Raw genomic sequence first — 16,278 nt, forward strand, 5'->3', positions numbered from 1 at the left:
TGCCTCCGGCGATAATCACGGCATGCCGACCTACGCCTACCGCTGCCGCGAGTGCACCGAGACGTTCGAGCTCCTGCGCCCGATGAGCGAATCCGGCGCGCCGGCGACCTGCCCGGAGGGCCACGCCGACACCGTCAAGCTGCTCACCACGGTCGCCCTCACCGGGGCCGCGAGCGGTTCCGCGGCCCCGGCCGGTGGCGGTGGCGGCTGCTGTGGTGGCGGCTGCTGCGGCTGACCGGGCTCAGCCGGCCTTCAGCGCCTGCTCCAGATCGGCCCACAGATCCTCGACGTCCTCGAGGCCGACAGACATCCGGATCAGCTGGTCGGACACACCGGCACCGTGCCGATCGCCCTCGTCGACGATCCGGTGGCTGATCGAGCCCGGGTGCTGGATCAGCGTGTCGACGCTGCCGAGGCTGACCGCCGGCGTGATCAGCCGGACCGCCCCGATCAGGGCGTGCGGGTCGCCACCGACCTCGAACGCCACCAGCGGGCCGCCGATCCGCGGGTAGTGGACGGCGGTCACGGCCGGGTGCTCGCCGAGCCGTGACGCCAGCGTCGCCGCGGTCGCGGACGCGGCGTTGACGCGCAGCGGCAGCGTGGAAAGCCCGCGCAGCAACAGGTATCCGGCGAGCGGGTGCAGCACGCCGCCGGTCGCGAAGCGGATCTGGCGCAGCCGCGCGGCATCCGCCGCGTCGCAGGCGACGATCCCGCCCATCACGTCGCCGTGGCCGCCGAGGAACTTCGTCGCGCTGTGCAGCACCATCCGGGCGCCGTGCAGGCCGGGCCGCTGCAGGACCGGGGTGGCGAACGTGTTGTCCACCAGGAGGGGCACCTCGCCACAGGCACGGGCCAGCTCGGCGATGTCCGCCTCGGCCAAGGTCGGGTTCGCCGGCGTCTCGACGAAAACCAGCCCGGTGTCCGGCCGCAGCGCGGCGGCGACGGCGCCGGGTGCGGCCCAGGTGACCTCCGTGCCGAGCAGCCCGGACTGGAGCAGGTGGTCGCTGCAGCCGTACAGCGGGCGCACGGCGACGACGTGCCGCTTCCCTTGCGCCACCGCGGAAAGCAGGCAAGCCGAGACGGCGGCCATGCCGCTGGCGAACGCGACGCCGTGGTCGAAGCCTTCGAGCTCGGCGAGCGCGCGCTCGAACCGTTCGACGGTCGGGTTGCCCACCCGGCCGTAGATCGGCGGGCCATCGAGTTCGGCGCCGGCGGCGAAGGCGTCGATCCGGGCGGCTTCGGCGGCACTGTCGCGGGACGGGTAGGTCGTGGACAGGTCGAGCGGAGCGGCGTGCACGCCGAGGTCCGTGAGGTCGTCACGGCCGGCGTGGACGGCCCGCGTGCGCAGCGAGGAAGTCATGCGAGCATGGTCGAGCTTTCACCGGACCAGGAGCAACACTCTCGGATATCATTCGGCGATGTCCGCTTCTGTCGAACTGAGTCCGGTCGATCTCGAAATTCTACGTCTGGTGCAGAACGATGCCCGGATCACCAACAAGGACCTGGCGGCCGCGGTCGGCATCGCGCCGTCGACGTGCCTGGACCGGGTGGCCCGGCTGCGGGACACCGGCGTGATCACCGGCCAGCACGCGTCGGTCGACGCGGCGAAGCTCGGGCGGCCGCTGGAGGCGTTCCTGTTCGTCCAGGTCCGCCCGCACCGGCGGCCGCTGGTGGACCCGTTCATCGAGCACCTGCTCTCCCTGCCGGAGGTGCGGGCGGTCTACCACCTGACCGGGCCGGACGACTTCCTCGCGCACGTCGCGACCAGCTCCGCCGGGGAGCTGCAGCGGCTGGTCCTCGACGAGCTGACCGCGCGGGACGAGGTCGCCCGCGTCCACACCAACCTGGTGTTCCAGCACTGGAGCGGCGGTCCGCTGCTGCCGCCGGGCGCCTGAGCTCAGAGAGTCTCGAGCCAGCGGCGGGTCTCGCGCGGCGACGTCAGCCGGACGACGACCGGGCCGGGCGACTCGGCGGCCCACGCGCGGATGCGGGCCCGCTTGTTCGCGAACGACCGGAAGTGCCAGCGGATGATCGAGTCGGCGGAGAACATCTGGCGCACCGACTCGACGTTCCCGTTGCAGATCCGCTCGCGCGTCACCGCCCGCACCAGTGTCCGGCGCACCAGGCGGCCCAGCGAAAGCCAGCGCGGGTAGTCGAGGCCGACGATCAGCTGGGTGCGGGGCAGGACGAGGTCCTGCCACTTGCTGTAGGCGGCGTCGAGGACCCAGTGGTCCTGCGCGCACACCTCGGCGATCCGGCGGCGCTGTTCCTCGTCGGGGGTGCCGACCCAGCCCGGCTGCCAGGCGATGTCGTCCGCGGCGTGGTAGGGCAGGCCGGTCCGCTCGGCGATCCGGGCCGCGAGCGTCGACTTGCCCGAGCCCGTCACGCCGACCACGACGATGCGGTCAGGCACCGAGGTCACGGGCGGGCTCCCGCGGGCCGCGGTAGGGCTGCGGCTGGCTGTAGACGAGGTTCGTGGTCGTGCTGCCGAACTGGGCCAGCTCGTCCACCGTCTGCTCGAGGTGGGCCATGGAGGCCGCGGCGATCTTGAGCGTGTAGCAGTCGTCGCCGGTGGTGCGCAGGCATTCGAGGATCTCGGAGCGTTCGCCGAGCAGCTTGCGCAGCGGCTCGTGCCGGCTGCCGGGGTACTTGAGCCGGACCACGGCGAGCACCGGGTAGCCGACCTTGGCGAGGTCGATTTCCGCGCGGTAGCCGCTGATCACGCCGGCGGTCTCGAGCCGCCGGAGCCGTTCGGTCGCCGCGGACGCGCTCAGGTTCACCCGGCGGCCGAGCTCGGTGAGGGGCAGCCGGGCGTCGCGCTGGAGCTCGGCCAGGATGGCCCAGTCCGTCGGATCGAGACTCTCGGTCATCCGCCGAACATACCGTGGGATCCACGGCGGAACGGGCCGAACGCCGTGAGCGATCCCTTCCGGTCCGGGCTCGTCCGCCGATAGCCTTTTGCGGTGAAGATCGGCGTGAACGTCCCTAATTTCGGGCCCGGCACGGACCCGGGCGTCCTGCGTGCCTGGGCGCAGACGGTGGAGGGGCTGGGCTACGACCTGCTGATGGTGTCCGACCACGTCGCCATCACGCCGGACGTCGCCGGGCAGTACCCGGCGCCGTTCTACGAGCCGTTCACGACGTTGTCCTGGCTGGCCGGGGTCACGCAGCGGGTCCGGCTGGGCACCACCGTGCTGGTGGTGCCGTACCGGCATCCGCTGCTGGTGGCGCGGATGGCGGCGAACCTCAGTGAGCTGAGCGGCGGCCGGCTCGTGCTGGGTGCCGGGATCGGCTGGGCGAAGCAGGAGTTCGACGCGCTGGGCGTGCCGTTCGAGCGGCGGGGCAAGCTCACCAGCGAGTACCTGCGGACGATCCGCGCGGCGTGGGCCGAGCGCGACGACTACCGCGTGGACCCGATCCCGCTGTGGCTGGGCGGGCACAGCGACGCCGGGCTGCGCCGGGCGGTGGAGCTCGGCGACGCGTGGCACCCGCTGCGGCTGACGATGGCCGGGTTCCGGGAAGCACTGGGGCGCCTGGAAAAGCTGGCCGGCGACCGGCCGCTGCCCGCGTTCGCGCCGCGGATCCTGTTGCGTGTGACGGCGGCGCCGGTGACCGGGCCGGAGCGGCGAGCCGGAGAAGGCACGCTCGAGCAGGTCATCGACGATCTGGCGCAGTTGCGGGCGCTGGGGGCGGACACCGTCGTGCTCGACCCGTTCGACGCGGACCCGGCCGAAACGCTGCGCCCGGAGGTGGCGTGGCGAGACCTCGCGGCGGTGGCCGCGTCCTGGAGGGAGAACCTGTGAAGGACACCGAAGAAGCCTTGCTGCGGCGGGCGATCGAGCTCGCCCGCGAGGCGCGCGAAGAACACGGCAACCCGCCGTTCGGCTCCCTGCTGGCCGACGCCGACGGCAAGATCCTGGCCGAGGACCGCAACACCTCGCTGACCGACAACGACATCACGGCCCACCCGGAACTGAAGCTGGCCCGCTGGGCGGCGCAGAACCTGGACCCGGAAACCGCGGCGGCCACGACGATGTTCACCAGCACGCAGCCGTGCGGGATGTGCACCGGCGCGATCGAACGGTCCGGGCTCGGCCGCGTCGTCTACGCGTTGTCGACGGAGCAGTTCCTCACGCTGCGCCCGCCGGTCACCTGGGGGTACGAGCTGGAGGGCCCGGCACTGTTCGACGAGGCCCGGGTGCCGGTGGAGGGCTACTACCGGTGACGAGTTACCAGGTGCGCCCGGTGGCGCGCATCGAGTCGACCCTGACGGACCGTTCGACGGCCCCGAAGCAGGGCGACGAGGGCGCGCCACCGTCCCGGGTGGTGTTCGCCCCGGAGTTCACCCCGGCGGCGGCCGACCTCCGGCCGGGCGACCGCCTGGTCCTCCTGACGTGGCTGCACGAGGCGGACCGCGACGTCCAGGCGGTCCACCCCCGCGGCGACCGCGACCGCCCGAGCACCGGCGTGTTCTCGACGCGCTCCCCGGACCGCCCGAACCCGATCGGCCTCCACACGGTCACGGTCACGGCGGTCGACGGCGACACGCTCACGGTCACGGGCTCGGAAGCCGTCGACGGCACCCCGGTGCTCGACGTGAAACCGGTCCTCGGCGAGGTGGCCGAGCGCTGACCCGGCCGATCACGATCCGGGCAACGGGGTAACGGCCACCGCAGCCCCTGCCACCGTTGCGCACCAAGACGAACCCCTGGCGCTTGCTCTTCGCGGGTCTGGCGGGCGCGGCTTTGGCCGGCGCTCTGTGGGTCGGCCTGGATCTGGCCTGCACCGGACGCCCCGGCCGTCACCATCGGGCCGGCTTTCGACCTCAGCGCCACGTTCACTGATCAGTAGTCCTTGAAGCCCTTCCCGGTCTTCCGGCCCAGCCGCCCGGCGGTCACGAGGTGCTCCAGCAGCGGCGCCGGCGCGAAACCCTCCTCGCGGAACTCGTTGTACAGCGTGCGCTGGATCGCCAGCGACACGTCCAGCCCGACGACGTCCAGGAGCTCGAACGGGCCCATCGGCAGGCCGCAGCCGACCTTCATGGCCGTGTCGATGTCGTCCGCGGCCGCGTAGTGGGCTTCCAGCATCTTCACCGCGTCGTTGAGGTACGGGAACAGCAACGCGTTGACGATGAAACCCGCGCGGTCGCCGCAGTGCACCGCGTGCTTGCCCACCGTCGCGCAGATCGCGCTCGCTGTGGCCACCACGTCCGGGGCCGTCGCGATCGTCGACACCACCTCGACCAGCTTCATCACCGGGGCCGGGTTGAAGAAGTGGAGGCCGACCACGTCGGACGGCCGGGACGTCGAGGCGGCGCACTCGATCACCGGCAGCGATGACGTCGTCGTCGCCAGGACCGCGCCGGGGCGGACCACTTCGTCCAGCGCCGCGAACACCGCCTGCTTGACCGGCAACTCCTCCGCCACCGCCTCGACGACCAGGTCGACGTCGGCCAGGGCCTCGAAGTCGGTCACCGGGGTGATCCGGGCCAGCGCCGACGCGGCGTCCTCTTCGGACAGTTTGCCCTTGACCACGGCCTTGTCGAGCGACTTCTTGACGCGAGCCACCGACGCCTGCGCCTTCTCCAGGCTCCGGGCGCGCAGCACGACGTCGAGGCCGCGCTTGGCGAACACCTCCGCGATGCCGGTCGCCATCGTGCCGGTGCCGACCACGCCGACCCGCGCCACCGGGCGCGGCGGCACACCGTCCACCGTGGACACGACACCGGAGGAGACCACGTTGGGCGAGTCGGGGGCGTCGTAGGTGTAGAAGCCCCGGCCGGTCTTGCGGCCCAGCAAACCCGCCGTGATCATCTGCTTGAGCAGCGGCGCGGGCGCGTGCAGGCGGTTGCGGGACTGGTGGTACATCGTGTCGAGGATTTCGTTCGCGGTGTCCAGCCCGATCAGGTCGAGCAGCGCGAGCGGGCCCATCGGGTAGCCGCAGCCGAAGCGCATCGCCGCGTCGAGGTCCTCGCGGGTGGCGTAGCGCTGCTCGTACATCCGCACCGCGTGGTTGAGGTAGCCGAACAGCAGCGCGTTGGCGATGAACCCGGCGCGGTCGCCGATCACCACCGGCACCTTGCCGAGCCGCTCGGCGAACTCGACCACTTCGGCGACCACGTCCGGCTCGGTCACCACCGTCTTGACGATCTCGACGAGCTTCAGCACCGGTGCCGGGTTGAAGAAGTGCATCCCGACGACCTTGCCGGGCCGCGCGGTGTGCACGCTGATCTCGGTGATCGACAGCGACGATGTGTTGGACGCGAAGACCACCTCGGGCCGGGTGATCTTGTCCAGCTCGGCGAAGACCTCGGCCTTCAGCTCGAGGCTCTCCGGGATCGCCTCGATCACCAGGTCCACTTCGGACAGATCCGACAGCGACGTGCTGTACCGGATCCGGCCCAGCAGCGCCGCCCGCCCGGGCGCGTCCAGCTTGCCGCCGGAGAGCGCCCGTTCGGTGGAGTGCTCGAGGTGGCCGCGGCCACGCGCGACACCCGCTTCGTCGAGCTCGACCGTGACGACGTCGAGCCCGCTGCGCGCGAGCACTTCGGCGATACCGGCCCCCATGGTGCCCAGGCCGACCACACCGACCGTCGAGATGTCCCGCGCCATCGAGGCCTCCAGAGATGTTACTCGCTGGTAATTGCCCCGACTCTCCCACACGGAACCGCCGGAAGCCCAGACGGAATCGAGTCAGTACCGCTCAAGTCACCCGGCCGAGCGCCCGGCTTCACTCGCCGAAATTGCCGTCCACCAGCTCTTTCGCCTTCTCCAGCGCGGCGGACGCCTGTGGCCCGCGCGCCCGCACGCGGATCCGGTCGCCCTGGCGCGCGCCGAGCGACATCAGGGCCAGCACGCTGTGGCCGTCGGCCTCCTGGTCGCCGAGCCGCACGATCACCTCGGCGTCGAACGCGCTGAGCGTGCGCACGAGCACCGCGGCGGGCCGGGCGTGCAACCCGACCTCGTTGTGCAGCTGCAGCTCGATTTCGGCGGCGTCGGCCGCAGCCTCGGCGGGCGCCAGGTCCTCGGGGAGGCCGGCCGACGCGGCGGCCTCGGCCACCGCCTTGCTGCCCTGCCCCGCCTGCGCGGCGACCGCCGCCGCGATCGCGCCCTCGACCAGCGGGCCGTCCGCGACGATCGCGGCCGAGGGGTCGGCCAGCGATTCGACGGCGAGCTCGGCTGTCATCTGCGCGCTGCCCAGGTCGTAGAGCAGCACGACGCCGTCGCCGGAGTCGGCGCGCTGGGTGGCGGCGACGACCTCGTCGTAGTCCGTGCCGATCGAGCCGTCGGAGAGGCCGCCGGCGGGAATGATGGTGACGTCCGGCGCCATCTGGGCGGCCAGCTCGGCCAGGCCTTCGGCGAGCTTCGCACTGTGCGACACGAGCACGATTCCCACGCTCACCGGGCGGCCTCCGCGAACGCGCGGAGCAGCAGCGCCGACGACCGGGCGCCGGGGTCGAGGTGCCCGACCGCGCGCTCGCCGAGGTAGGACGCCCGGCCCTTGCGCGGCACCAGGTCCACTGTGGACTCGGCACCGGTGTCGGCCGCGTCGGCCGCCGCGGTCAGCACCGCGGCGACGTCCCCGCCGTCCCCGGCCGCCTTCTCCGCGGCCGCGACCGCGGGGATCAGGGCGTCGACCATGGTCGCGTCGCCGCCCACGGCCTTGCCGCGGGCCTGGACGCCTTCGAGGCCGGCGCGCAGCGCGTCCACCAGCGCCGGGACGTCGAGCTCGGCGGCCGGGCCCAGCTTGGCCGAGGCACGCAGGAAAGCCGTGCCGTACAACGGGCCCGCGGCCCCGCCGACCTTGGAGATCAGCGTCGTCGCGACGAGCTTCAGCACCCCGCCCGGGGTGTCGGGCACGGCGGAATCGAGCGCCGCGACGACGGCCGTGAAGCCGCGGTTCAGGTTCTCGCCGTGGTCGCCGTCGCCGATGGCGCGGTCGAGGTCGATCAGTTCCCCGCGGTGCTCGGCGACCACCGCCGCGGCGGCGCGAACGGCCGCCGCGACCCCCTCGGCCGTGCAGGCCATCAGAGCCCCCACCGCAGGGCCGCGGTGTTGACCGGGGCGTCCCAGAGCTCGGTCAGTTCGTCGTCCAGTTTGAGCAACGTCAGGCTCATCCCCTGCATCTCGAGGCTGGTGATGTACGGGCCGACCAGCCGACGTTCGACCACGATCCCACGGTCGGCCAGCAGCCGCTCGGCGATGCCGTGGGCCAGGTAGAGCTCGACGAGCGGGGTGCCGCCCATCGAGTTGGTGAACAGCAGCACGCGGTCGCCGGAGGCGAACGGCAGGTCCGAAACGACCGCCTCGACCAGCCGCGCCACCAGCTCGTCGGCCGGCTCGGCCGGAATCCGCTCGCGGCCGGGCTCGCCGTGGATGCCGATGCCGAACTCGATCTCGTTGTCGTCGAGGTCGAAGCTGGGGGTGCCGGCGTGCGGCACGGTCGGCGCGGTGAGGGCGACGCCGATCGACCGGACCTGGCCGATCACCTTCTGCGCCAGCGCGGTGACGGCGTCGAGCGAATCGCCGCGCTCGGCGGCGGCGCCGGTGATCTTCTCCAGCAGCACGGTGCCGCCGACCCCACGGCGGCCCGCGGTGTACGTCGAGTCCTTGACCGCGACGTCGTCGTCGATCACGACGCTGCGCACCTCGAGGCCCTCGGCGGCGGCGAGCTCGGCGGCCGTCTCGAAGTTCAGCACGTCGCCGGTGTAGTTCTTCACGATGAGCAGCGCGCCCGCTTCGCCGGTGGTCGCGGTGACCGCGGCCTGCACCGCGTCCGGCGTCGGCGAGGTGAACACCGCGCCGGGCACCGCGGCGGCGAGCATGCCCTGGCCGACGAACCCGCCGTGCAGCGGTTCGTGCCCGGACCCGCCCCCGGAGATGACGGCGACCTTGCCCGCGACCGGCGCGTCGGCTCTGATCACGACGTCCGGGTCGTACTGGACGCGGAGGATGTCGGCGTGCGCGGCGGCGAGCCCCCGCAGCGACTCGGCGACCACGTTCGCCGGGTCGTTTATGATCTTCTTCACGGCAGCCTCCGGCACATCGGCGGGTGGGGTGCCCCCTTCCTACCTCTCCGCGCGGCGCGCCGCCAGATCAGGGGCGGGGGAGCTTGGTGACCACGTTCTTCGCGACGGCCACCGCCTTGCCGCACGGATCGCTGTCGTTGTCGTCATAGCCCTGGTAGTCCACCTGGGCCAGTTCGACGTCGTCGCCCTGCCACGGCCGGTGCTGCCACTCGACCTTGCACCGGGCCGAACCGCCGGTCGCCTGCTTCTGGAAGCCGGTCACGCCGTTGCCGAGGTCCACCTTGGAGTAACCGTCGCCGACGAGCGGCGGCAGGCCCGGCCGGAACCCGACCGTCACCGACGGGCCCCGGTCCCGCCACTCGCACGAGTGCAGACCCGAGGGCGCGGGCTTCGCCGCCGTCACGACGGCGGTCACCGCCGCGGTGTCGGCCATCGCGCACGGATCGGCGGTCAGCACCGTGCCCGCGGGCGTCGAGTACTTCTCCGGCGAGTTGTGCAGCTTCTGGACGACGGAGTCGGCGAACGCCTGCCCGGGACGGCAGGGATCACCGGCGTAGGTGACCGACACCGCGAGCGCCACGTCCGGGTTCAGCGCCGTCATCGCCGCGACGGTGCAGTCGGTGTCGCCGGTCTTGTTCACGCGCAGCGGCAGCCCGCCGACCACCCCGGCGGTCTTGTCGGCCCGCGGCACCACCGTGCTGCCGATCTCGAGCTCGAACCGGATCTCCTTGCCGCCCGGGTCCTTCACCTTGTTGCTGCAGGTGTCGAAGGCGATGGACGACGGCGACGGGTCGTTCTCGACCGTGCCGAGGCCCCGGGCGCCGAGGGCGGCCTTCGTCAGGAACTGGCACGGCTGGATCGTGCGGAGCACATCGGCCGCCACAGCGGCGTCGGTGATCGGGCCGTCGGCGACCTGGCCGGAGCCGGCCGCCGCGGGCACCGTCGTCCGGGCGAAGTTGGACTTGCCGAGGTCCTGCCCGCACGCCGTCAGCGGCAGCGCGAGCGCGGTGACCAGCAGGAACAGCTTCGGAAGACGGCGGCGCCGAACGTCAGGGAGCACGCGAAGCACGGTAGCCGCACCCTCGCGCCGCTGTCCGGACAACCCGGCTATTCGCCCGCCGCCGCCGGTGTGTCGCTGGTCTCGGTCTCGGCCGGCACGACGAGCGGCCGGACCAGGGCCCAGGTGACGAACAGCGCGGCGACCACCAGCATGCCGATCCCGGCCCACAGGTTGATGTTGACGCCGGCGGCCTTCTTGATCTCCTCGTCGGAAGTGAAGCCGATGCCCATGACGGTGAGGATGACGCCGTAGACGCCGATCAGCAGGGCGATGATCAGCCGGATGTCGAAGGCGCCGGCCTTGTGTGCGCGCGGCTGCGACTCGGTAGCCATTCCGACCTCCTAGAAGAGGATGTTGAGGGCGATGGTCAGGACGAGCACGATGCCGGCGAGCAGGCCCGGCTTGCGGTACCAGCCCGCGTTCTCGCCTGTCGAGTCGTGCTGGCGGGTTTCCTTCGGCGTCAGCGAGTAGACCAGGCCGACCAGCTCCTCGTCCGGCTTCGGCTTGGTGGCCAGCGAGACGACGACGCTCACCACGATGTCGACCACGAAGGCGACGCCGGCGGCCACGAAGCTGGTGCCCTGACCCTCCAGGCCGATCACCCCGGCCTGCGACAGGCCCCAGATCGTGATGGCGGACGCCGTGCCCAGCACCAGGCCGCTCCAGCCGGCGTGCGGGGTCATCCGCTTCCAGAACATGCCCAGGATGAACGTCGCGAACAACGGCGCGTTGAAGAAGGAGAACAAGTCCTGCAGGTAGTTCAGGATGTTGCCGGAGTTCGACGCGATGAAGGCGGTGCCGATCGCGAGGATCGTGCCGGCCGACGTCACGATGCGGCCGAGGTTCAGGTAGTAGCCGTCCGGCTTGTCCTTCTTCACGTACGTCTGCCAGATGTCGTACGTGAAGACCGTGTTGAACGAGCTCAGGTTGGCCGCCATGCCGGCCATGAACGAAGCGAGCAGGCCGGCGATGGCGATGCCGAGCATGCCGTTCGGGAGCAGGTCGCGCATCAGCAGCAGGAGCGCGTTGTTGAACGTGACGCCGCTTTCCGCGGTGCCGCCGTCCAGCAGGACCTGCTTGTCCTTGACGTACTCGGACACGGTGACCGCGGCGATCATGCCGGGGATGATCACGATGAACGGGACGAACATCTTCGGGAACGCGCCGATGATCGGGGTGCGCCGCGCGGCGGACATGCTCTTCGACGCCATCGCGCGCTGGACCTCGACGAAGTTCGTCGTCCAATAGCCGAAGGAGAGCACGAACCCGAGGCCGAAGACGATGCCCAGCACCGAAAGCAGGCTGTTGCCGAAGCCGGTCAGGTTGTCACCGGGCCACGAGTGCAGCTGCGCGGTGCCGCCCGGGCTGTTGGTCACCTTGTCGACCAGGCCCTGCCAGCCGCCGACCTTGACCAGGCCGATGATCGTCAGCGGAACCAGCGCGATGACGATCACGAAGAACTGCAGGACCTCGTTGTAGATGGCGGCGGAGAGGCCGCCGAGCGCGGTGTAGGAGAGCACGATCGCGGCGGCGACGATGATCGATACCCACAGCGGCCAGCCCAGCAGCAGGTTGACCACGCTGGCCAGGAGGAAGAGGTTCGCGCCCGCGATGAGGATCTGGGCCGCGGCGAAGCTGATGCCGTTGACCAGGTGGGCCGGCTTGCCGAAGCGCCGCCGCATGAACTCGGGGACGCTGCGGACCTTGGAGCCGTAGTAGAAGGGCATCATCACGATGCCGAGGAACAGCATCGCCGGGATGGCGCCGATCCAGAAGTAGTGGACGGTCGGCAGGCCGTACTGGGCGCCGTTGGCCGACATGCCCATGACCTCGACCGCGCCGAGGTTCGCCGAGATGAACGCCAGGCCGGTGACCCAGGCCGGCAGGGAGCGGCCCGACAGGAAGAAGTCGAGGCTGCTCGACACCTGCCGCCGCGCCAGGTACCCGATGCCGAGCACGAGCACGAAGTAGAACGCCAATTCGATGTAGTCGATCGCGCTCGCGTCGAGTCGCAGGTTCGCATCGGCTAGGACGAGCACCCGACCCACCTCCGGCAGTTCCTTATTCAAACAGGACAACAACCGACAGGAATCACCAGCACCCTGTCGGATCGCGACAGTACTGCATGGATTCAGGGTCGGCACGCTGACGTGTCCACAAAGGCCGGAGGGCGCGCCTCCCCCGGTCACCACCAGGGGAAACGCGCCCTCGTTCTCGCGCCGCGGGAGCGGCCGGCATCACCGATCGGTCGGTACCGCGATCTCGCCGTCCTCCTCGATCAGCTTGGCGAGCACCGCGTCGGGCAGGTAGGTCCGGTGCGGGAAGCCCGGGCCCCAGGAATTGAGCAGCGGCACGGCGCCGAGCTCGTCGGCACGCGGGTTGGCGAGCACGGCGTGCACGTCGTCGACCGACTTGGCCCAGCGGAACGCCTTGAGGCCCTGCTTGGCTTCGGGGGTGTACTGCTCCCGGACGTGCCAGTCGTCGCCCGCGTAGGACTCGTCCCACAGGACGTGCCCGGTGTCCTTGAGCACCTCGGCGGCGGCCCGGACCGACGTGCCGTTCTCGTCGCCGGGGTTGGTCTCGGGCCACTCGTCGCGCTTCTTGGCCGAGTCCCAGAGCCAGCGGGCCGCGTACTCGCTGCCGTTGAAGATCGACATGCACCGCGACCAGCCGAAGCCGACGCAGGCGCCTTCGTGGCCCTGGTCGTAGAACGCGTACCAGGCGTCGGTGTCCGGGGTGCCGCCCGGCTCGAGGCACACGCAGTGGCCGCCGCGGATGTGGCCGAGTTTCTTGACGCCGGCCTTCGCGATGAAGAACTCGCCGGACTTCTCGTCCTGTTCCGGCGTGTCGAACGCCGAGTACCAGTTGACGCCGATCACGACCGGCGACCGGGTGGGCCGGTCTTCGTCGGCGAGCGCGCCGAGCGGATACCTTTCCACGTGCCGCCAGTCGTCCGGAATGAACCGGCCCAGCCGCGGGTCGGCCGGATCGGAACCGAGTGGGCGATAACGCATGACTTCCTCCTCCGTGCAGGCAAAAATGCGCACACGTCGGCCGGATGACATGCGCACCACGAGCTCGAAGGCGGACTGAAACGTTGGCACGACGAAGAAAGACGGCCGAGCGCACCACCCTCCGGCCACGCCGGACGCACCGGCGGAACCCCTCGAATCGAGTGTCGCACGACCCCGGCGAATAAGATCCCGAACTCACCCGAACAGCGCATAAATAGCGATGAAAAAGTTTCTGTTGACTGCGCGGCGACCTATCGGGTTAACGATTTCCTGGCGGAGTAACAATCAAAGGATCAGATACGTCGATTTCGGCATCGATTCGGTATCGGCACCGAGACCGCCCCTTCGGGCGGCCGGAGGGGTCAGTTTTTCAACGACCCGCGATCAGCCGGCCGGCGTCTCGGCGAACTCCGCGGGGGTGGCCACTCAGCTGAGCGCGGCCTCAGGGATGTGCACCAGCCGGCGTTCATCGCCGGCGCTTCCCTCGCCCACCAGTCATCCGGCCCGCACCGGGTCACGACCTTCCAGAACTGTGCCCACTTCAACGGCCGCCGGGGCAGGGCCTTGCCGAACATGCCGACCCAGTCCAGCGCCCCACCACGATGACGAGAACCGTCGAGGTCGTCACCGCGTGCTTCGGCCAGGCAGATGCCGGCCCAGTGCTCCAGCGTCTTCTCCGGGATCGACCGCAATTGCCCATGACGTCGGCTTCCGGCACTGAGGCCCAGCCGAACGAACTGCCCGTCTCAACGAACCCGGGTCAGTCCGGCACTCGCCGGAAGCGTGGGACCCGGCCGGCGGGTGTCTCGACGGTCTCGCTGAACATCGGCGCCGGACGCACCCACAGCCCACGCTCGCCGTACAGGGCCCGGTACACCACGAGTTCCTCTTCGGTCTCGCTGTGCCGGGCCACGCCGAGCACCTCGTACTCGCCGCCCTTGTAGTGGACGTACCGGCCCGGCTCCACGTCGAACACGTCAGAACAGCCGGAACTCGTCGGACTCGATGCCGCGGAGCTCGTCGTAGTCCAGGGTCAAGCAGCGGATGCCGCGGTCCTCGGCCAGCGTGCGGGCCTGCGGCTTGATGATCTGGGCCGCGAAGACGCCCTGCACCGGCGCCAGGAGCGGGTCGCGGTTGAGCAGTTCCAAATAGCGCGTCAGCTGCTCGACGCCGTCGATTTCGCCGCGGCGCTTGATCTCGACCGCCACCGACTTGCCGTCGGCGTCGCGGGCCATGATGTCGACCGGGCCGATCGCCGTGGGGAATTCGCGGCGGACCAGGGTGTAGCCGTCGCCGAGGGTCTTGATGTGCTCGGCCAGCAGTTCCTGCAGGTGCGCTTCGACGCCGTCCTTCTGCAGGCCCGGTTCCGCGCCCAGGGCCTGCGAGTAGTCGTGGAAGACCTCTTCGATCGAGATCACCAGTTTCTCGCCCTGCTTGTTTTCGACGATCCAGAGCTTGCCGTCCTCGATCAGCCAGCACGGGGGGCTCATCCAGTTCAACGGCTTGTACGCACGGTCGTCGGAGTGCACCGACACCGAGCCGTCGGACTTGACGAGCAGCAGGCGGGTGGCCATCGGCAGGTGGGCGGTAAGGCGGCCGGCGTAGTCGACCTGGCACCGCGCGATCACGAGACGCACTCGAGGAGGGTAGGACAGGGTCGGTGATACTGGGCGCGTGGACCCCATTCAGCGTGTCGCGTCCCGCGAGGTGTACCGGAACAACTGGATGACGGTGCGGGAGGACGAGATCCGCCGCCCGGACGGCTCGCCGGGCATCTACGGCGTGATCGACAAACCCACCTACGCGCTGGTCATCGCCCAGGACGGCGACCGGTTCCGGCTGGTCGAGCAGTTCCGCTACCCGCTCGGCGAGCGGCGCTGGGAGTTCCCCCAGGGCACCGCGCCGGACCTGGCGGACGTGCCGCCGGCCGAGCTCGCCGCGCGGGAACTGCGCGAGGAGACCGGGCTGAGCGCCGGGTCGATGGTCCCGCTCGGCAAGCTCGACGTCGCCGCCGGCATGAGCAGCCAGCGCGGCTGGGTGTTCCTCGCCACGGACCTCACCGAAGGCGAGCCGGAGCGCGAGCACGAGGAGCAGGACATGCGCAGCGCGTGGTTCGCGCGCGCGGACATCGAAAAGATGATCCTGGCGGGCGACATCACCGACGCGCAGTCGATCGCCGCGTGGGCGCAGCTCATGCTGGCCGAGCGGCACCAGCCTTGAGCATCCCGCGGATCACCAGGTGGTGGAACGGCTTGATCAGCGCGAGGTAGGCCGGGCCGACGCGGTTGTGGAAGTGCACGATCGTGCCGACCCGGAAGCCGCGCGGCACCGCTTCGACCGTCAGGTACCCGGTCAGGTGACTGTCGTCCGCGCCGGCCACCAGGTACCGCTCCGGATCGCCGGACCGGACGGTGAAGAACGCGACCCGGTCGCCGGGCGCGAAGCCGACGTCCTCGGGCCGCAGCCGACCGGTGCGCGGGACGGACGCGGTGTCCAGCCGCAACGCCTTGGCGAGCACGTACCGGACGCCGAACAGGGCCTTCACCCAGGGCGGCGACCAGCCGAAGAGGCCCGCGACGAACTCGCGCAGGCTGTTCTCGCTCTCGATTTCCTTGAATTCGACGTAATCGGCGCCATCGACGTACGGCTCGGTCATTTCCGTCTCCCCAGTACGAGTTCCAGTGCGTCCTTGAGCTGCCGCCCGGTCAGCGGCGGCACGACCTGCCCCGCCCCGACGACCACCAGGTACAGCGCCCGCGCGAGACCGGCGTCGCCGCTGATCTCGGTCAGGTAGGCCACGCGGGTCGAGTCCACGCGCTCCTGGACCGCCCGGGCTTCGGCGTCCTGCAGGGCCCACGCCCGGACGGCGATCTCCAGCTCCGGCCCGGGCCCCGGCGCGAGGACGAGTTTCAGCAGCGCGCCCAGCCGGTCGCCCTCCGCCGCCTCGGCCAGCGCCACGAACCGCGTGGTGCGTTCGGCCTCGAAGTGCTCCAGCAGCGCGGTGCGGTAGCCGCTCATGCCCTTGAAGTGGTGGTAGAAGGAGCCTTTCGACAGCCCGAGGCGTTCGGTGAGCCGCTCGATGGTCACCGACGGCGCGCCCTGCTCCGCCAGCAGCACCAGTCCCGCGTCCAGCCAGTCCCGTTTGCCCGCCATGGCCATACCATACCGTATGGTAC

The 16,278-nt window shown here is 70.8% G+C and carries 21 protein-coding genes; 6 read left to right on the forward strand and 15 right to left on the reverse strand.

Going from position 1 to position 16,278, the window contains the following annotated elements; all coding sequences use genetic code 11:
* Positions 1 to 22: 22 nt before the first annotated feature.
* Positions 23 to 235 carry a zinc ribbon domain-containing protein gene (locus AB0M30_RS26725; RefSeq protein ID WP_103344296.1) on the forward strand — a complete coding sequence of 71 codons (213 nt, stop codon included), beginning with the start codon at positions 23 to 25 and terminating at the stop codon, positions 233 to 235.
* A 6-nt stretch (positions 236 to 241) separates the two neighbouring features.
* On the opposite strand, the gene AB0M30_RS26730 is transcribed toward AB0M30_RS26725, so the two are convergent.
* Positions 242 to 1,360, reverse strand: coding sequence for a PLP-dependent transferase (locus AB0M30_RS26730; RefSeq protein ID WP_364588694.1), 1,119 nt, complete (start codon positions 1,358 to 1,360; stop codon positions 242 to 244).
* Positions 1,361 to 1,418: 58 nt separating this feature from the next.
* Here AB0M30_RS26730 and AB0M30_RS26735 point away from each other — a divergent pair, with 58 nt between their 5' ends.
* Positions 1,419 to 1,895: an Lrp/AsnC family transcriptional regulator gene (locus tag AB0M30_RS26735; RefSeq protein ID WP_103344294.1), complete on the forward strand. Its 477-nt coding sequence runs from the start codon at positions 1,419 to 1,421 to the stop codon at positions 1,893 to 1,895.
* Between the two features lie 2 nt (positions 1,896 to 1,897).
* Here AB0M30_RS26735 and AB0M30_RS26740 read toward each other — a convergent pair whose 3' ends face one another.
* Positions 1,898 to 2,422 (reverse strand): AAA family ATPase, encoded by a 525-nt coding sequence (locus AB0M30_RS26740; protein WP_364588697.1) that lies wholly within the window; start codon positions 2,420 to 2,422, stop codon positions 1,898 to 1,900.
* Positions 2,406 to 2,870, reverse strand: coding sequence for an Lrp/AsnC family transcriptional regulator (locus AB0M30_RS26745; protein ID WP_364588700.1), 465 nt, complete (start codon positions 2,868 to 2,870; stop codon positions 2,406 to 2,408). The genes AB0M30_RS26740 and AB0M30_RS26745 overlap by 17 nt, the downstream gene beginning before the upstream one ends.
* Positions 2,871 to 2,963: 93 nt before the next feature.
* Between AB0M30_RS26745 and AB0M30_RS26750 the strand changes: the two genes are divergently transcribed.
* From AB0M30_RS26750 to tsaA, 3 genes are read left to right on the forward strand one after another with little or no spacing between them, the layout of a single operon-like run.
* Entirely contained in the window at positions 2,964 to 3,803 is an 840-nt protein-coding gene (locus tag AB0M30_RS26750) for an LLM class flavin-dependent oxidoreductase (RefSeq protein WP_364588703.1), read from the forward strand.
* Positions 3,800 to 4,225, forward strand: coding sequence for a nucleoside deaminase (locus AB0M30_RS26755; protein ID WP_093948181.1), 426 nt, complete (start codon positions 3,800 to 3,802; stop codon positions 4,223 to 4,225). The genes AB0M30_RS26750 and AB0M30_RS26755 overlap by 4 nt, the downstream gene beginning before the upstream one ends.
* A complete protein-coding gene (gene tsaA, locus AB0M30_RS26760) occupies positions 4,222 to 4,632 on the forward strand; it encodes a tRNA (N6-threonylcarbamoyladenosine(37)-N6)-methyltransferase TrmO (RefSeq protein WP_364588706.1) in 411 nt (136 codons plus the stop codon). Before AB0M30_RS26755 ends, tsaA begins: the two co-directional genes overlap by 4 nt.
* A 212-nt stretch (positions 4,633 to 4,844) precedes the next feature.
* Here the strand turns inward: tsaA and AB0M30_RS26765 are convergent, their stop codons facing one another.
* The 10 genes from AB0M30_RS26765 to nucS form a co-directional block, all read right to left on the reverse strand.
* Positions 4,845 to 6,611 carry a 3-hydroxybutyryl-CoA dehydrogenase gene (locus tag AB0M30_RS26765; protein WP_364588709.1) on the reverse strand — a complete coding sequence of 589 codons (1,767 nt, stop codon included), beginning with the start codon at positions 6,609 to 6,611 and terminating at the stop codon, positions 4,845 to 4,847.
* Positions 6,612 to 6,729: 118 nt separating this feature from the next.
* Positions 6,730 to 7,401 (reverse strand): dihydroxyacetone kinase phosphoryl donor subunit DhaM, encoded by a 672-nt coding sequence (gene dhaM / locus AB0M30_RS26770; protein WP_364588712.1) that lies wholly within the window; start codon positions 7,399 to 7,401, stop codon positions 6,730 to 6,732.
* On the reverse strand, positions 7,398 to 8,027 hold the full coding sequence (dhaL, locus tag AB0M30_RS26775; RefSeq protein ID WP_364588715.1) for a dihydroxyacetone kinase subunit DhaL: 630 nt from the start codon (positions 8,025 to 8,027) through the stop codon (positions 7,398 to 7,400). Before dhaL ends, dhaM begins: the two co-directional genes overlap by 4 nt.
* On the reverse strand, positions 8,027 to 9,028 hold the full coding sequence (gene dhaK / locus AB0M30_RS26780; RefSeq protein WP_364588718.1) for a dihydroxyacetone kinase subunit DhaK: 1,002 nt from the start codon (positions 9,026 to 9,028) through the stop codon (positions 8,027 to 8,029). The genes dhaL and dhaK overlap by 1 nt, the downstream gene beginning before the upstream one ends.
* A gap of 67 nt (positions 9,029 to 9,095) precedes the next feature.
* Positions 9,096 to 10,088, reverse strand: coding sequence for a DUF3558 domain-containing protein (locus AB0M30_RS26785; protein WP_364588721.1), 993 nt, complete (start codon positions 10,086 to 10,088; stop codon positions 9,096 to 9,098).
* Positions 10,089 to 10,135: 47 nt separating this feature from the next.
* Positions 10,136 to 10,420 (reverse strand): hypothetical protein, encoded by a 285-nt coding sequence (locus tag AB0M30_RS26790; protein WP_364588724.1) that lies wholly within the window; start codon positions 10,418 to 10,420, stop codon positions 10,136 to 10,138.
* Positions 10,421 to 10,429: 9 nt separating this feature from the next.
* Complete coding sequence (locus AB0M30_RS26795; protein WP_364588727.1) at positions 10,430 to 12,127, reverse strand: sodium:solute symporter family protein; 1,698 nt, start codon at positions 12,125 to 12,127, stop codon at positions 10,430 to 10,432.
* A 198-nt stretch (positions 12,128 to 12,325) separates the two neighbouring features.
* Positions 12,326 to 13,102, reverse strand: a complete 777-nt coding sequence (locus AB0M30_RS26800) for a hypothetical protein (protein WP_360173957.1) — start codon at positions 13,100 to 13,102, stop codon at positions 12,326 to 12,328.
* Positions 13,103 to 13,862: 760 nt separating this feature from the next.
* On the reverse strand, positions 13,863 to 14,069 hold the full coding sequence (locus AB0M30_RS26805; protein ID WP_364588900.1) for a DUF1653 domain-containing protein: 207 nt from the start codon (positions 14,067 to 14,069) through the stop codon (positions 13,863 to 13,865).
* A 10-nt stretch (positions 14,070 to 14,079) separates the two neighbouring features.
* Entirely contained in the window at positions 14,080 to 14,739 is a 660-nt protein-coding gene (nucS, locus tag AB0M30_RS26810; RefSeq protein ID WP_014467679.1) for an endonuclease NucS, read from the reverse strand.
* Positions 14,740 to 14,776: 37 nt separating this feature from the next.
* Between nucS and AB0M30_RS26815 the strand changes: the two genes are divergently transcribed.
* Complete coding sequence (locus AB0M30_RS26815) at positions 14,777 to 15,322, forward strand: NUDIX hydrolase (protein ID WP_364588731.1); 546 nt, start codon at positions 14,777 to 14,779, stop codon at positions 15,320 to 15,322.
* On the opposite strand, the gene AB0M30_RS26820 is transcribed toward AB0M30_RS26815, so the two are convergent.
* A complete protein-coding gene (locus AB0M30_RS26820; protein ID WP_364588734.1) occupies positions 15,294 to 15,758 on the reverse strand; it encodes a DUF2867 domain-containing protein in 465 nt (154 codons plus the stop codon). The two genes, AB0M30_RS26815 and AB0M30_RS26820, sit on opposite strands and share 29 nt — an antisense overlap.
* A complete protein-coding gene (locus tag AB0M30_RS26825) occupies positions 15,755 to 16,255 on the reverse strand; it encodes a TetR/AcrR family transcriptional regulator (protein WP_364588737.1) in 501 nt (166 codons plus the stop codon). The genes AB0M30_RS26820 and AB0M30_RS26825 overlap by 4 nt, the downstream gene beginning before the upstream one ends.
* Positions 16,256 to 16,278: the final 23 nt, after the last annotated feature.

It is taken from the genome of Amycolatopsis sp. NPDC051716 (assembly GCF_040681595.1).
GTDB lineage: Bacteria > Actinomycetota > Actinomycetes > Mycobacteriales > Pseudonocardiaceae > Amycolatopsis.

What these genes read in the sequence shown, in the direction of transcription:
- AB0M30_RS26800 (WP_360173957.1), bottom strand. Translation starts at nt 13,102, where the DNA reads ATGCGTTATCGCCCACTCGGTTCCGATCCGGCCGACCCGCGGCTGGGC.
- AB0M30_RS26825 (WP_364588737.1), bottom strand. Translation starts at nt 16,255, where the DNA reads ATGGCGGGCAAACGGGACTGGCTGGACGCGGGACTGGTGCTGCTGGCG.
- AB0M30_RS26725 (WP_103344296.1), top strand. Translation starts at nt 23, where the DNA reads ATGCCGACCTACGCCTACCGCTGCCGCGAGTGCACCGAGACGTTCGAG.
- AB0M30_RS26730 (WP_364588694.1), bottom strand. Translation starts at nt 1,360, where the DNA reads ATGACTTCCTCGCTGCGCACGCGGGCCGTCCACGCCGGCCGTGACGAC.
- AB0M30_RS26745 (WP_364588700.1), bottom strand. Translation starts at nt 2,870, where the DNA reads ATGACCGAGAGTCTCGATCCGACGGACTGGGCCATCCTGGCCGAGCTC.
- AB0M30_RS26735 (WP_103344294.1), top strand. Translation starts at nt 1,419, where the DNA reads ATGTCCGCTTCTGTCGAACTGAGTCCGGTCGATCTCGAAATTCTACGT.
- AB0M30_RS26790 (WP_364588724.1), bottom strand. Translation starts at nt 10,420, where the DNA reads ATGGCTACCGAGTCGCAGCCGCGCGCACACAAGGCCGGCGCCTTCGAC.
- dhaL (WP_364588715.1), bottom strand. Translation starts at nt 8,027, where the DNA reads ATGGCCTGCACGGCCGAGGGGGTCGCGGCGGCCGTTCGCGCCGCCGCG.
- AB0M30_RS26765 (WP_364588709.1), bottom strand. Translation starts at nt 6,611, where the DNA reads ATGGCGCGGGACATCTCGACGGTCGGTGTGGTCGGCCTGGGCACCATG.
- AB0M30_RS26820 (WP_364588734.1), bottom strand. Translation starts at nt 15,758, where the DNA reads ATGACCGAGCCGTACGTCGATGGCGCCGATTACGTCGAATTCAAGGAA.